The sequence below is a fragment of the Acinetobacter sp. C26M genome (genome assembly GCF_023702675.1).
Taxonomy (GTDB): domain Bacteria; phylum Pseudomonadota; class Gammaproteobacteria; order Pseudomonadales; family Moraxellaceae; genus Acinetobacter.
In genome coordinates this window covers 1,350,505-1,365,876 of sequence record NZ_CP098478.1, presented here as the reverse complement: position 1 = coordinate 1,365,876, position 15,372 = coordinate 1,350,505, and the positions used below count along the sequence as shown (strand labels likewise).

The 15,372-nt window shown below is 40.7% G+C and carries 17 protein-coding genes; 10 read left to right on the top strand and 7 right to left on the bottom strand.

The features are described from left to right. Positions 1-273: 273 nt before the first annotated feature. From dapD to NDN11_RS06095, 8 genes are all read left to right on the top strand, one after another. Positions 274-1,095, top strand: a complete 822-nt coding sequence (gene dapD / locus NDN11_RS06130) for a 2,3,4,5-tetrahydropyridine-2,6-dicarboxylate N-succinyltransferase (RefSeq protein WP_251111092.1) — start codon at positions 274-276, stop codon at positions 1,093-1,095. Positions 1,096-1,214: 119 nt separating this feature from the next. After that, on the top strand, positions 1,215-1,925 hold the full coding sequence (gene queE / locus NDN11_RS06125; protein ID WP_251111091.1) for a 7-carboxy-7-deazaguanine synthase QueE: 711 nt from the start codon (positions 1,215-1,217) through the stop codon (positions 1,923-1,925). A gap of 76 nt (positions 1,926-2,001) precedes the next feature. Then, positions 2,002-2,670 carry a 7-cyano-7-deazaguanine synthase QueC gene (gene queC / locus NDN11_RS06120; protein ID WP_216076270.1) on the top strand — a complete coding sequence of 223 codons (669 nt, stop codon included), beginning with the start codon at positions 2,002-2,004 and terminating at the stop codon, positions 2,668-2,670. 31 nt (positions 2,671-2,701) lie between these two features. Then, entirely contained in the window at positions 2,702-3,124 is a 423-nt protein-coding gene (locus tag NDN11_RS06115) for a hypothetical protein (protein WP_005292853.1), read from the top strand. Positions 3,125-3,216: 92 nt separating this feature from the next. Continuing rightward, positions 3,217-3,903 (top strand): Dph6-related ATP pyrophosphatase, encoded by a 687-nt coding sequence (locus NDN11_RS06110; RefSeq protein ID WP_251111499.1) that lies wholly within the window; start codon positions 3,217-3,219, stop codon positions 3,901-3,903. Positions 3,904-3,922: 19 nt separating this feature from the next. Further along, entirely contained in the window at positions 3,923-4,384 is a 462-nt protein-coding gene (locus NDN11_RS06105; RefSeq protein WP_251111090.1) for a peroxiredoxin, read from the top strand. Between the two features lie 121 nt (positions 4,385-4,505). After that, a complete protein-coding gene (locus NDN11_RS06100) occupies positions 4,506-5,075 on the top strand; it encodes a CAP domain-containing protein (protein ID WP_167248249.1) in 570 nt (189 codons plus the stop codon). Between the two features lie 12 nt (positions 5,076-5,087). Further along, on the top strand, positions 5,088-5,450 hold the full coding sequence (locus NDN11_RS06095; protein ID WP_167248248.1) for a glyoxalase superfamily protein: 363 nt from the start codon (positions 5,088-5,090) through the stop codon (positions 5,448-5,450). A 13-nt stretch (positions 5,451-5,463) separates the two neighbouring features. Here the strand turns inward: NDN11_RS06095 and NDN11_RS06090 are convergent, their stop codons facing one another. Continuing rightward, the gene (locus NDN11_RS06090; protein WP_251111498.1) at positions 5,464-6,036 is read right to left on the bottom strand and encodes a nicotinate-nicotinamide nucleotide adenylyltransferase; all 573 of its coding nucleotides are present in this window, start codon (positions 6,034-6,036) and stop codon (positions 5,464-5,466) included. Positions 6,037-6,143: 107 nt separating this feature from the next. Between NDN11_RS06090 and NDN11_RS06085 the strand changes: the two genes are divergently transcribed. Continuing rightward, positions 6,144-6,944 (top strand): enoyl-CoA hydratase-related protein, encoded by an 801-nt coding sequence (locus tag NDN11_RS06085; RefSeq protein WP_167248247.1) that lies wholly within the window; start codon positions 6,144-6,146, stop codon positions 6,942-6,944. 134 nt (positions 6,945-7,078) lie between these two features. Beyond that, positions 7,079-8,224, top strand: a complete 1,146-nt coding sequence (locus tag NDN11_RS06080) for a glycerate kinase (protein WP_251111089.1) — start codon at positions 7,079-7,081, stop codon at positions 8,222-8,224. 3 nt (positions 8,225-8,227) lie between these two features. Here the strand turns inward: NDN11_RS06080 and NDN11_RS06075 are convergent, their stop codons facing one another. From NDN11_RS06075 to NDN11_RS06050, 6 genes are all read right to left on the bottom strand, one after another. Continuing rightward, positions 8,228-8,542: a YqfO family protein gene (locus NDN11_RS06075; RefSeq protein ID WP_251111088.1), complete on the bottom strand. Its 315-nt coding sequence runs from the start codon at positions 8,540-8,542 to the stop codon at positions 8,228-8,230. A gap of 62 nt (positions 8,543-8,604) precedes the next feature. Continuing rightward, positions 8,605-8,736: a KGW motif small protein gene (locus NDN11_RS06070; RefSeq protein WP_251111087.1), complete on the bottom strand. Its 132-nt coding sequence runs from the start codon at positions 8,734-8,736 to the stop codon at positions 8,605-8,607. A 103-nt stretch (positions 8,737-8,839) separates the two neighbouring features. Next, a complete protein-coding gene (locus NDN11_RS06065; RefSeq protein ID WP_251111086.1) occupies positions 8,840-9,247 on the bottom strand; it encodes an NUDIX hydrolase in 408 nt (135 codons plus the stop codon). 55 nt (positions 9,248-9,302) lie between these two features. Beyond that, positions 9,303-10,514: a multidrug effflux MFS transporter gene (locus tag NDN11_RS06060; RefSeq protein WP_251111085.1), complete on the bottom strand. Its 1,212-nt coding sequence runs from the start codon at positions 10,512-10,514 to the stop codon at positions 9,303-9,305. Positions 10,515-10,589: 75 nt separating this feature from the next. Continuing rightward, positions 10,590-14,420 carry a phosphoribosylformylglycinamidine synthase gene (gene purL, locus NDN11_RS06055; protein ID WP_251111084.1) on the bottom strand — a complete coding sequence of 1,277 codons (3,831 nt, stop codon included), beginning with the start codon at positions 14,418-14,420 and terminating at the stop codon, positions 10,590-10,592. A gap of 250 nt (positions 14,421-14,670) precedes the next feature. Continuing rightward, positions 14,671-15,180, bottom strand: coding sequence for a hotdog fold domain-containing protein (locus NDN11_RS06050; protein WP_251111083.1), 510 nt, complete (start codon positions 15,178-15,180; stop codon positions 14,671-14,673). Between the last annotated feature and the right edge of the window lie 192 nt (positions 15,181-15,372).

Below are 15,372 nucleotides of genomic sequence, written 5' to 3'. Positions count from 1 at the left end.
TTATTTAAATAAATATATAATTGTTGCTTGTGGAATAAGCATAAAAGAATGATCGCTAACTTTTTATACAGAAACTGATTACTTTTTGTTATTTTTTGATACAAATTCGAATGAATTATGTATTTGCAAATTATAGATAAAAAACAATGAACTCCATTTTTATTACAGTTTTGTTGCGCAAATTTAAAACAATATATTGTAACTACTTTTTTCAAAGATTCTTACCGAAAATTAGTGTAAAATCTTGAAAATTTTTTTGGAAGAACGAAGATCATGTCTCAGCTTTCTACAATCATTGAGCAAGCATTTGAAGACCGTGCCAACTATAGCGCAACGGACTGCCCAACAGAAATTCGCCAAGCTGTAGAAGAAGCATTGACTGCTTTAGACAACGGCACACTTCGTGTTGCGGAAAAAATCGATGGTGAATGGGTTGTTCACCAATGGTTAAAAAAGGCAGTTTTACTTTCATTCAAACTCAATGACAACAAGCCAATCGAAGCTTGTGATCTTCGTTTCTATGACAAAGTAGATACTAAATACGCAAGTTGGACTGAAGAACAATTCAAAGCTGCGGGTGTACGTGTTGTACCGCCAGCTGTAGCTCGTCGTGGTAGTTTCCAAGCGAAGAATGTGATTTTAATGCCTTCATATGTCAACATTGGTGCCTATGTAGATGAAGGTACAATGGTTGATACATGGGCAACTGTAGGTTCATGTGCACAAATCGGCAAAAATGTTCACTTATCTGGTGGTGTTGGGATCGGTGGTGTTTTAGAGCCATTACAAGCAAACCCGACGATTATTGAAGATAACTGCTTCATCGGTGCACGTTCTGAAATCGTTGAAGGCGTGATTGTTGAAGAAGGTTCTGTAATCTCAATGGGTGTTTTCATTGGTCAATCAACTAAGATCTTTGATCGTGAAACTGGTGAAGTTCACTACGGTCGCGTTCCAGCAGGTTCTGTGGTTGTTGCGGGTAGCCTTCCATCTAAATGCGGTACTTATAGCCTTTACGCTGCTATCATCGTGAAAAAAGTTGATGCAAAAACACGTGCAAAAACTAGCCTAAACGATTTATTACGCGCTGACTAATTTCTAATATTTATTGCGGAACTTGATCGTTCCCTGTCTCTACGATCAGTCATGGTCGTAGAGATTTTGTTTTTTATGTAGCATGCTGCTTGTGTAGCACCTGTTTGTGGTAACTGTTTATGGCTTCCTTACGTTCTTCTGCAATTCCTGTCTCTGATCCTGCGGCTGGTTTGCGCATCACGGAGATCTTTTACTCTTTGCAAGGCGAAGCGAATACGTTTGGTCTACCGACTGTTTTTATTCGTTTAACAGGTTGCCCTTTACGCTGTAGTTATTGCGATACCACCTACTCTTTTGAAGGCGGTGAGCGTTTATCGCTTGAACACATTATCGAAACTGCAAGTCAGCATAAAACCCCCTATATTTGTGTCACTGGCGGCGAGCCGCTTGCTCAGCCAAATTGCCTGATTTTATTACAGCGTCTGTGTGACCTCGGGTTTGAAGTTTCCCTAGAAACCAGTGGCGCCTTAGATGTGTCTAAAGTCGACCCACGTGTTTCTAAAGTGCTTGATTTAAAAACACCGACCTCTAAAGAAGATCATCGAAATCTATACAGTAATCTTGACTATTTAACACCCCATGATCAGATTAAATTTGTGATTTGTAATCGTGCGGATTATGAGTGGTCTAAACAACAACTTGAACAATTCCAGTTGCAAGATAAAGTGAGTACTGTATGGTTCTCACCTGCTTTTGCAATTGAAAAAGGTGCTGTCGCCCTGCCTGCTTTGGCGCGTGACTTAGCTCAATGGATTTTAGAAGACCATCTCCCTGTTCGTTTCCAACTACAGTTACATAAGCTGTTATGGAATGATGAATCTGGTCGTTAAAAAGCTCACAAAGACCGTTCTGCAACATCGATCGGCTTTTTCAAATTTATTTTTAGGTTGAATCATGGAAAATAATATGCGTTCTCGTGCCATCGTATTATTGTCTGGTGGCTTAGACTCAACAACGTGTCTTGCCTGGGCACAAGCAAACTATGAATGTATTGCTTTAAGTTTTATGTACGGTCAACGTTCGACGACTGAGCTTGATGCAGCAAAGGCGCTTGCACAACGTGCAGGTGTTGAACATCGTGTCATTAATATTGATTTAGGCAATTTAGGCGGTTCAGCGCTTACAGATCATAACATTGAAGTCCCAGAACAATTACAAGAAGGCATTCCTGTAACTTATGTTCCAGCACGTAACACAATTTTCTTGTCTTATGCCCTTGCAGCAGCAGAAGTTTTTGACGCTGAAGCCATTGTCATTGGAGTCAATGCTGTTGATTATTCAGGGTATCCAGACTGTCGTCCTGAATTTATTGACGCTTTTGCCAATTTGGCTCGTCTTGCAACAAAAGCTGGCGTTGAAGGAAAACCCCTTAAAATTGAAACACCTCTGTTACATTTATCCAAAGCGAATATTATACGCTTAGGTATTGAACATGGCGTAGACTATAGTCAAACGGTATCCTGCTATCAGGCAGATGCTCAAGGACGTGCATGTGGCAAATGCGACAGCTGTCGTTTACGTCAACAAGGTTTTATCGAAGCAGGTATTGCGGATCCAACGCGTTACGCTGAATAACCGATATAGGGTAAAAAATTAGGTACATTATATGAAGTTTTCTAAATCAAATCTTATTCTTTCTACAATGATGTCAGCTGCTGCATTATTTGCAACAGCAACTCACGCAGCTGATAATCCATTACAAACTGCGTATAAAAGTACCAATGTAAAAGCAGCGTTGGTCAATGTATGTAAAGACCAAACTGCGAAAGGCGGCAAATTAACAGCGGCAGAAGTAAGTAAGTTCTGTGGATGCCAAATTGATGCACAAGGTAAAGTAACTGAAGCGCAAAAATGGGAAATCCAGAGCGCAATCAACGCGAAGAAAAGCCCAAGTTCTTTAGGTTTTGTACAACAGCAAAATAAAGACTTACAAGCTTGCCTAGGTGCACCGCTTGTAACTAAGCTTGAAAAGCTAACTGAAGAAGCAATGAAAGCTGCTCAACAGCAGCAACAAGCGCCAAAAAAATAAGCTTGTCTTGCTCAGAACAAAGCCTGCATTTATGCAGGCTTTTTTATAGGGTTTGTTAAAATCTTTTTATCATGAATAAGTTGAATAACACCATGCAAGACCAATGGAAAACCAATGCGGATCAAAGGCGATCAATCGTCTCTTTTAGTGGTGGCAAAGACAGTTCCCTCGCCTTATACCATGCTATGCAGACAGGTACTGTGATCGGGCTGATTGTGATGCTGGAAGAACAGGGTCAACGTTCTCGGTCACACGCGATGCCGCTGGATATTATCCGTGCACAAGCAGATTCAATTGGTTTACCTGTGTATATGACGTCATCGAGTTGGGCTGATTATGAAACAAAGTTTATTGCGCTACTCAATCAAGCCAAACTACAAGGTGCTGAAGTACTGGTAACAGGTGATCTAGATATGCCTGAACATGGCTGTTGGCATGATCAAGTGACTCAGCAAGTGGGACTAAAATTGGGCATGCCACTTTGGTTACGCCCCCACCGTGAAGTGGTCGAAGAATTTATTAATCTGGGATTCAAAAGTGTCATTGTGACAGTCAACCTAAAGCTTGGTATGCAAGCTGAGGATCTGGGTAAAATTTTAACCCTAGACTATATCCAAGAATTAGAAAATCGTGGCATTGACCCATGTGGTGAAGGTGGAGAATTCCACACCACTGTGATTGATGGACCAATTTTTAACAAAGCTATTCCTGTACGTCGTGGCGATATTGTTTATCATGAGGAATATGCTTTTTTACCGCTTGAGTTTGAACAAAATTAATTTTATCGAAGGATGAACAATGTCTGAGAATATTCAATTACCGAATCACACTTTCCCAACCACACAAGGTGAAATCAATCTGGCTGAGACTAGCAGTGAATGGTTGGTGCTTTATTTCTATCCAAAAGATTCAACTCCTGGTTGTACTACTCAGGCGGTAGGTTTTTCTTGCTTAAAAGATCAATTTGATGCATTAAACTGTCAAATTATTGGTGTATCACGCGATTCAGTTAAAACACATCAGAACTTTACTGAAAAACAAGCGCTGACAATTGATCTAATCAGTGACAAAGAAGAAGTACTGTGCAAGCATTTCGATGTGATTAAAGAAAAAAATATGTATGGCAAACAGGTGATGGGCATTGAGCGCTCAACTTTTATTTTCCATAATAAACAGTTGGTGAAAAGCTATCGTAAAGTCAAAGCTGCAGGACATGCTGAGCAAGTGCTTGAAGACTTAAAAGCATTACAATCGGCATAATCATGTTGAGTAACAAAAAAGCGAGTTAAAGACTCGCTTTTTTTATTCAAGCAAATTGCTGTCAGCTTCGCGCTTGACGTATGATGAATAGATTAAAATAATTAAATGAAAGACATTTAAAATGACTCATCTCAATGCTTTTTTGCCCCTATCCTTGTTATTTTTTCTAGCGGCATGTAACTCCAATGCACCGACCACTTTTCAAGACTCTCTCCCCTTAGTCACACAAATTCAAAAATCAGCGACCGAAATACGCTGCCAAGACCTACAAAACCCTGCCTATCAACAGGTCATTCTGAATGCAATTAATGAAATTCGACAACATCCACGTCAATGTGGTGGACAGCATTTTCCCGCAGTTGCACCACTTAGATGGAACAATCACTTATATCAAAGTGCCTATGCTCATGCTGAAGACATGGCACAGTACAGTGTGCTTGGACATGTGAGTAGCACAGGTCAGGATTTTAGAACCCGTTTAAAACAAACACAATTTAAAGGTCGAGGCGGTGGTGAAAACGTTGCACGTGGGCAAAAAAACTTAAATGATGTGATGGCTACATGGCTAGCCAGTCCAGTGCATTGTCGCAATTTAATGCATCCAAAATTTACAGATTATGCGCTAGCCTGTACAGTCGATACATCAACCAAGCAAAAGAGTTATTGGACTCAACAATTTGGTGTCCGATAACAAGGAATAAGCATGCAATCTGGCTCAATTACACCGATTCTACGTATTTTCGATATAAAACTCGCCCAATCATTTTACCTTGACTACTTAGGCTTCCAGCTCGATTGGCAACATACTTTTGGGGATAACTTCCCTATTTATCTACAGATTTCCAAAGATGATTGCATCATTCATTTATCTGAACATTTCGGTGATGCTAGCCCGCATAGTGCGATTCGTATTTATTGGGAGAATCTCAGTTTGCTTCATGCAGAATTGGATGCAAAAGATTATAAATTTGCCAAACCTCAAATTGAGAAAACGGACTGGGAAACATTGGAACTGAGTATCACCGATCCATTTTCAAATCGAATTATCTTTTGGGAAGATGCCTAATCTTCCATTTGTATTAAGACTCATCGATATTGGAGCGATCATTGTGCTTAAATTTTTGCTGTAATTGTTGATATATCTCTGATTTTTGAAATTCTCTCAGAAACTGGATTGTCCCTTCAGGAAAAAATTCAGTTTGAATCTCTCCCCGATAATAAGCTTCACGCATTGGCGTTGCTGAAATTGAATCTTTCAAACTATCCAGTTCCACCATCTGCCATTCTGGGAATAAACGTAAATAATACGAAGATTCATCCTTGAAATGACCGATTAAACCCACTTTCACATTAGATTGAATAACAGTATTGACCAAATCTTTAACTTGTTTAACCCATTTTTCATCGTTATACACATCTACAACATGAACAAAATGAATCCGTTTTTGATCTTGTGCAGAAAAATTCGACAAAATCATCTGTTCACGTTCAGTGGCTAAAAAGGGATTTTTGATATTCCGTTCAGATTGAGCCGAGCCCAAAGCCAAGATCACGTTCTGACTTTGCTGTAATGCAATTTCAATGGTTTGCATATGCGCCAGATGAAATGGCTGGAAGCGTCCAATAAAAACAAGATAGTCAAATGTGTACATAGGCGTAATTTCACTTTTTGTGAACTCATCAGTTGTGTCATTCAGATAAATATGCGACATAATGAGGGCACTTAAAAATCAATCTGGATTAAAGCAAGGATAGTACGATGACACTTAGCTGTATTCAACAACCTCATCAACATTTGCAAGCAAATTTAGAAGATGGCGTACTCACCTTAGCCATTAACCGTTCAGAAGCAAAAAATGCACTCTATGGCGAACTTTATCTTTGGATTGCAAAAGCTTTGGATGAAGCCGATGCCGATAAAAACGTTCGTGTGGTGATCTTCCGTGGTGCAGAACAAGACTTTACTGCGGGTAATGACATGAAAGACTTTATGGGCTTTATCCAAAAGCCACATGAAGGTAAAGCTGGCGATCAACCTCCATTTGTATTGTTAAAAGCTGCTGCACGTTTTTCTAAGCCATTGATCATTGCGGTCAAAGGTGTCGCAATTGGTATTGGTGTAACGCTGCTATTACATGCTGACCTCGTTTTCGCAGATAATACTGCCCTGTTCCAAATTCCATTTGTCAGCCTTGGTCTGTCTCCAGAAGGTGCTGCAAGTCGTTTATTGGTTAAACAAGCAGGTTATCAAAAAGCAGCTGAGTTGCTATTTACTGCGAAGAAATTTGATGCAGCAACTGCTGTTAAAGCAAATCTGGTAAATGATGTGGTTGAAGATGTCTATGCAACTGCACAACAAACAGCTCAACATTTAGCTGCATTGCCATTGGCTTCAATCAAACAAAGTAAGGCTTTGATGAAACAAGACTTGGCTGAAATCATCGCTTGTGTAGATGATGAAGCTGAAATCTTTATGCAACGTGTGCGTTCTCCTGAAATGATGGAAGCTGTTCAAGCCTTTATGCAAAAGCGTAAACCTGATTTTTCTCAGTTTAATTAATGCGCTAGTCGTTGATTAAACCAAGCCACTAAGTTGCTCAACTTAGTGGCTTTTTTATTTTTGTCATTTATCTAGATATTCAACATCGGACAGACTAAGCTCAAGTTAGATTAAAATTAGATTACAAAGAATTTATGAAAGTTGTGATTGCCCCAGACTCATTTAAGGACAGCCTATCTGCACATGGCATTGCTCAAGCAATTGCTTTAGGTTGGCAACAAGTCTTTCCTGATGCAGAAATCATTCAATGCCCTATGGCGGATGGTGGTGAAGGTTCTATCGAAGCAGTATTAGAAGTTTGTTCGGGGCAATGGCGTGAGCAGATGGTACAAGGCCCACTTGGTGAACCTGTACTAGCAAAATGGGGCTGGTTAGATGCTAAAAAGATTGCCATCATTGAAATGGCTCAAGCCAGTGGTATTCAACTGCTTCAACCATCACAACGCGATGCATGTCATAGCAGTACTTATGGCACTGGACAACTGATTCTCGCAGCACTAGATGCAGGTGCTAAGCAAATCATTCTGACGATTGGCGGTAGCGCAACCAATGATGCAGGTACAGGTTTACTCAATGCATTAGGTGCTAAATTTCTAGATGCAGATCATCGAGTCTTGCCTGCTGGTGGTCTTGCCCTGCTAAACTTAGTACAGATCGATCTGCAAAATTTTGATTCACGAATTCAACAGACTAAATTTTTATTGGCTGCCGATGTGACCAATCCTTTATGTGGACCAAATGGTGCTTCACATATTTTTGGACCACAAAAAGGGGCTTCACCTCATCAAGTGTTGGAGTTAGATCAAGCCCTCGCCCATTTTGCCGATGTTACTGCTCAATACTTTGGTTTTGACCAACGCAATGAGGCTGGTGCAGGAGCCGCAGGCGGGCTTGGTTTTGCCGCAAAAACATTCTTAAAGGCTGAGTTTCGATCTGGAGTCGAAGTCATTGCAGAGCTAAATCAGCTTACTGCCAAAATCCAAGGGGCGGATTGGGTGATTACAGGTGAAGGAAAGTTTGATGAGCAGACTTTAAATGGAAAAACACCTTTTGGCGTCGCCAAAATTGCACAAGCTGCCAATGTACCCGTCATCGTGATAGCAGGAACGCTTGGAGAGAATTATCAAGCACTTTACTCACATGGTATTAGTGCTGCTTTTTCTTTAACTTCAGGCCCGACCAGCCTAGAAGCAGCCTGTCAAAATGCAGCAGAGCTGATTCGTGCACGGACAACAGATATCGCACGGTTGATTCAAAGCAGCATGCTTAGAAAAGAATAAAGTTTATTGAATATCTAAAATCTGTATAAACTCAAAAGCAGGCTCTTCATAGGGATGGCTTGCCTTTAAAGCTTTTGCCACAGCACTGGCCTTTTTTTCAGAGACAATAGTTTCAACTCGCCATTCTTCGAGTTGCTCTAATTCATCTAATTGCCCTAAGAAAGGATTTGCACCTTTAACGGGCTTAAATTGCCCAATGCCTTTGACTTGCCAAGCACAGTGCTCGTAATTACCAATACCACCCGCACCTGCTCCAAAAACCGCTTGTTTGGTAGCTTCCAGATGAGATTCCGGCACGTAATAAATCAGTTTCAGCATCGTAAAATGGCTCAAATCGAAATCAATGAGACTTCAATCATAACGTTATAAAAGCTGAACAATCAAAGAGAAATGTTGATAATGAAATAACTCACGACGATAAAAAGCAGTTGAATGAGCACAGTTAAGCCAAACCAAAACCAACCTTTGTCTTTTGAATAGCTTGCTCTCAAATAGTTTTCATTTTTCATCATGCTACTCTCGCATATCTTATTCATTGTTGAAATATAAGTAGCAAGAATTGAGCCAATTACAAAAGATGTAATGCCAATATAATGAAAGGATACTCTAATCATATTACATGATTAGCTTATCTCTCAAAAATGCCAATGCTTCCTGAAAGCTTCCATGCCAGCTCTCATTTGGCTTTTGATTTAAGGGATACCAAAAGAACTTAAAATCTAAGCCACCGCCATCCTGACAATGATGTATCCAAGTTTCGGCTAAATCTGTTCTTAGCTCACATAAATAGAAATACCAGTTTTGCTGATTAGATTTAAGTGTAAAATTTCCAATAAACTTGGGATTTGGCTCTGCAATTACCCCCGATTCTTCAGATAACTCACGGATTGCAGCTTCATCATATTTTTCATAGAGTTCTATCGTCCCTTTAACCAACTGGCTCCCTGCGAGCGGATGTTGAAAAGCTAATATTTCTAAAACTTGATTTTGCTGCCGCAAAATTACAGGAACGACTTTTTTCATATTTTATTATCTTCTAAGTCTAAAAAGAGAAGCACCTACGCCCTCTCTTCTCTACTTAACTACCAGTATTTAAAGTTTTTAAATATCTTTTTTCATACTGTGTCATCGCAAAAGCCAAACCACATAAAATCACAAAACCACTGGTCATCGGAATCAAAGTACCGTTATATAACTGCCCAATGATCGAAGCTAAAATCAAAGACAATACTGAAGACGATGCACCAATAATCGCAGATGCCATACCTGCCACATGCCCCATCGGTTCCATTGCAATCGCATTCAGATTTCCAAACAGTGTTCCAAACAATAAAAACAAGATGCAGGCATATAGCATAAACATCCAGAACGAAACTGGTACACCCACTAGCTGAATAATCAGAAATACCAATGAAATTAAACACAGGCCAAGAAAGCCATAAATACAGATTGGACGCATGCCAAACTTCATGACAATTCGAGAATTGGTAAAAGATGCAATCCCCATCACACCTGCTAATAAAGCAAAGTAGGCACTGAATTCCTGTCCTGTTTTACCGAATTGCTGCATAAAGATTTGCTGTGACGTTCCAAGGTATCCAATAAAGCCGCCAAAACAGAAACCTGCACATAGTAAATAGCTCATGGTGGTTTTATTGCTCACCACTTCCTTAAAGCCATCCTTAAATGCTTGTACTCGCATCGGCAACCGATTTTCAGGAATCAGCGTTTCCTCCAATCGTAAAGCGACCCAAGCTCCAACAGCGATGGCATAGACCATATACAATACAAAAATATCGCGCCAGCCAAAGAAATGTATGATCAACTGCCCCAAGCTCGGTGCAACTGCAGGTGCAACCATAAACACCATCATGATCAGAGACATGATCCGCGCCATTTGGGCACCACTGTATTTATCCCGAACAATGGAAATCGAAGCCACATAAGGTCCTGAAACACCGACACCCTGAATAAAACGACCCAGCAGAAACCATTCAAAACTTTGGGTGGAATAGCATAATAAACTGCCTAAAAAGTAGATCACGATGCCAGTGAATAAAATTCGTTTTCGTCCGATCGCATCAGACAATGGTCCTGCAATCAATTGACCGATGGTCATTCCTGAAAAAATACTAATGATGACCCATTGCGCCTGATTATTATTTTGCAAAGTAAAAACACGACCAATTTCACCCAGTGCAGGTAAAACAGCATCAATTGAAAATGAAACGATAGACATGAGTAATGCCATCAGCAGAGCAAATTCGCGGAAATGGATTTTTGATTTCATTGTTCTTGTCCATTGATCATTATTTTATATTGAATTAAATAAGCCACCTGACGGTGGCTTATTTCATGGGTTTAATTAACCAATAAATTTACGTGCGTTACGGAACATACGCAACCAAGCACCATCTTCAGCCCAGTCTTCTGGCTTCCAAGAATGCTGTAAAGCACGGAAGTTACGCTCTGGGTGCGGCATCATCACTGTTGCACGGCCATCTTTAGAGGTTAAACCTGTAATCGCTTCAGGTGAACCGTTCGGGTTCAACGGATAGTGTTGAGTTGGATTACCCAAACTATCCACATAACGCAAGATCACTTGGTTCTCAGCATTTAAAGCAGCAATTTGCTGTTCAGTTGCAACCAGACGACCTTCACCATGCGCAACAGCGATTGGTAAAATCGAACCTTGCATATCTTCAAGCAATACAGAAACTGATTTTTCTACGCGAACGTTCACGGCACGCGCTTCAAATACTTCTGATGTATTGCGGTGGAAACGACCCCAATGCTCTGCACCAGGAATCAGTGGTGCAAGTTGCGACATCATTTGACAGCCATTACATACGCCTAAGCTGAATGTATTTTGACGATGGAAGAACTGCTCAAACTGGTCACGTAATTTCGCATTGAACAATACTGATTTCGCCCAGCCACCACCAGCACCCATCACGTCACCGTATGAGAAACCACCACACGCCACTAAACCTTCGAAGTCGCTCAAGCTAACACGACCTGCAAGCAAGTCACTCATGTGTACGTCGATGGTATTAAAGCCGACTTTGTCAAAAGCAGCGGCCATTTCAACATGACCGTTAACACCCTGCTCACGCAAGATGGCCATGTTTGGACGACGTGTATTGATAAACGGCGCTTCAACTGGCTCATTTAAATCATAGGTTGCTTGTGCAATTAAACCTTTGTGATTTTTATCCGCAATCAATGCAAATTCTTGATCAGCCGTTTCAACGTTGTCACGTAAACGCTGGATCTGGTGTGATACTTCTGCCCATGCTTGTTGTAATTCAGCACGTTCTAAAGTCAAACCATTCACAGCCAATTGATCAGCTGTATTAACACGGCCCACAACTGCGATTGCATCTTTCAGGCTTGATGCTGCAACTTCAACTTGCAATTGCGCCCAATCAGCTGCTGTGATTTGTAATACAGCACCAATTTCTTCTGCAAATAAGCTTTCAGTGCTTTGATTTTCTAATGCAACACCTAAACGTGAAGCAAACATCATTTCAGCAACAGTCGCCAATAAACCGCCATCACCGATATCATGGTAAGCCTTAATCACACCACGATTGTTCCAGTCTTGAATCAAGGCAAAGAATGCTTTGAAGTCATCAAAACTATCGACATCAGGCGTCACTGAACCAATCGCTTTATACACCTGCGCAAGGATCGAACCACCTAGGCGGAATTGACCTTTAGATAGGTCAATACGAACCAATACAGAATCTGCTAAGTTCTTCAATTCAGGCGTTAAGGTTTTACGTACATCTAACACTGGAGCAAATGCAGTGATCACACCTGTCATTGGCGAAGTCACTGCTTTGTCTTCACCATCGTTCCAAGTGGTACGCATTGAAAGTGAATCTTTACCAACTGGAATTGCGATACCCAATGCAGGACACATTTCCATACCAATCGCTTTCACACCTTCGAACAGAGCTTGGTCTTCACCTTTTTGACCTGCCGCTGCCATCCAGTTTGCAGAAAGTTTGATATCACTGATTTGTTCAATGTTGGCACAAGCAATATTGGTGATTGCTTCAGCAACAGCTAAACGTGCAGATGCAGCAGGATTCAATAATGCAACTGGTGGACGTTCACCCATTGCCATTGCTTCACCTGTGAAGCCTTGCAAACTCGTGGTGGTTACAGCAGCATCTGCAACAGGAACCTGCCAGCGACCCACCATTTGATCACGTGCAACCATACCAGTAATCGAACGGTCACCAATAGTGATCAAGAATGATTTAGACGCAACTGTTGGATTTTTCAATACGCGGAAAATCGCATCTTTTAAATCAACTTTTGCTGCATCAAAGTCATTACCTGTACGCTCAATCGTTTCATACGAACGTTGCATACGCGGTGTACCGCCTAAAATCACCTGCATTGGGATATCGACAGGTTTGTTCTCAAACAAAGGATCTTCAACAGTTAAATGACGCGCTTCAGTCGCCTCACCAAGTACTGCAAACGGACAACGCTCACGTGCACAAATTTCTTCAAACTGTTCTAAAGACTCTGGACGAATCGCAAGCACATAACGTTCTTGCGCTTCATTTGACCAGATTTCCATCGGGCTCATACCTGGCTCTAATGATGGAATTTTACGTAGGTTAAGCACTGCACCCAACTCATGATCATTCACAAGTTCAGGCATCGCATTAGATACACCACCTGCACCCACATCATGTACAGACACGATTGGGTTAAAGTCTTCTAAACGCCAGCAGGTATCGATGACTTCTTGGCAACGGCGTTCCATTTCTGGGTTTTCACGTTGTACCGAAGCAAAGTCTAAGCTCTCACCCATAGTACCGCTGTCTACAGAAGATGCTGCACCACCGCCAAGACCGATCAACATTGCAGGGCCACCCAATACAATGAGCAAGTCACCTGGTTGAATCGCATCTTTTTCAACATGGTCAGGACGAATGTTACCGTAACCACCAGCAATCATGATTGGCTTATGGAAGCCTTTCACATCACCATTTACATTCTGTTCAAAAGTACGGAAATAACCATTTAAAGCTGGGCGACCAAACTCGTTGTTAAACGCAGCACCACCCAATGGGCCTTCGATCATGATTTGTAATGGCGATGCCATACGTGAAGGTTTACCGTAGTTATCTTCCCAAGGTTGTTCAAAACCAGGAATATTTAGGTTTGAAACAGTAAAACCAGTTAAACCTGCTTTTGGTTTACCACCACGGCCTGTTGCACCTTCATCACGGATTTCACCGCCCGAACCTGTTGCAGCACCTGCAAATGGAGCAATTGCAGTTGGGTGGTTGTGTGTTTCAACCTTCATTAAAATATGAGCAGCTTGGCTCTTATATTTATAAACGAAGTGACCATTTTCATCCGCTTTCGGATAAAAACGCATCGTGTCATAACCCACAATGACAGAGGCGTTATCTTTATATGCTGATAACACATCTGTTGGAGATTCTTTATAAGTATTTTTAATCATTTGGAACAATGATAATGGCTGTTTTTCACCATCAATTGTCCATTCAGAACCAAAGATTTTATGACGACAATGTTCAGAGTTTGCTTGTGCAAACATCATCAATTCGATGTCATTTGGATTACGACCCAGCTTGGTAAATGCTTCGGTTAAGTAATCAATTTCTTGCTCAGATAAAGCAAAGCCAAACTCATTGTTGGCTTTAACTAACGCTTCTTTTCCTTGACCCAAGATATCAATTGAGTTCAATGGCTTCGGTGCTGTTTCTGAGAATAAAGCTTTTGCATCATCAATTTGAGCAAAAACACTCTCTGTCATGCGGTCATGCAAGGCCAATTTCACTTCGTTCGAAATCTCTTTCACACCTTTCAGTGTAAATAACAGACCACGCTCTAAACGGTGAATGGGCGTATTACAGTTTTGGAAAATATCGGTTGCTTTAGATGACCACGGAGAAATTGTTCCCACACGTGGTGTCACTAAAATCTGGATTTCATCACTTGCAGCTTGGCGAAGTTCGAAAGATTGACCATCGTTTAAAAGTTGTAATGCCGATTGATGTTGCTGCTCGTTGAGCGCTTGATCAAACAAATAAACCCACTGGCTGTCAAAAGATTGAACAGAACTCATTGACGTTAATCGGTTTAAGAGTTGAGCTTTCTTGAAAGAAGAATGTGCTGATGCACCGGCCACGATAAACATGTTGACTTTGGCTCCACGGGTGGGTCTAACGAACCTACCACAATGTGACTTATGAAAGAGCGCATATTCTACTGTGAAAGGCTCATTTCAGCTAGCTATATCCATCTTAAAAATCAGAGTTTTCTACAGCAAATGGCTTAATTTCTTGTAGCTTTATCCATTTTACTTTATTCGTAACAATTCATTTAATTAATATAAATAAGCCATATGTTCAATTTAGCTTCCTTTTCTCTATGTTTTCGAGACTTGATTATTTTTTTTCAGTTACCCAAAGCGTGATGTAACCTTTTACAACGGGCTGTCCATCATTTCGTTTAGCGATGACTTCTACCTGCATATCACCCACATTCCAATCGTCGTTAATCTTTGCGATCAATTGAATATCAGAATTTGCTTTAGAGACATAATCAACATGCATCCCTTTGGGCAACCATCGAAGATGGGATGGAATTGACGCCTCTACAGCAACGCCCATCACAAATTCCAAACCATTACAGATTGCAATCACATGTACTGTTCCGATGTGATTTTCAACTGCTCTACACTTAGCCATAGATGCTTGGCATAAACCTACCTCTAGCTTTGTAATAACAGGATCAACTGTCCGAAAGTATGGTGCGACTCGACTAATGACTCTTGAAAGTACAGTTAATCCCCCTGGTATTTTTTTTAATGCATGATAGGCAATCAATACCGTGTTGGATTGAGTCTGAGTATAGTTTTTTATCTTGTCATTTAAGTAATTAATTGAATTTTTCATTTTAGTATCGCGTGATGAAATAGCGCATAAAATAACATGTGTATATTAATAGCTATATCGCCCTTTAACCTTTTGTAATGGTCAAAAAAGACAAATCAACGCTTTTGAAATTAAGTGGCTAAATGAATTAAGACAACTTATGTCGCCCTACTCTAGTGCTTTAATCTTTTTTTTGGCATGATGATCCTGAAC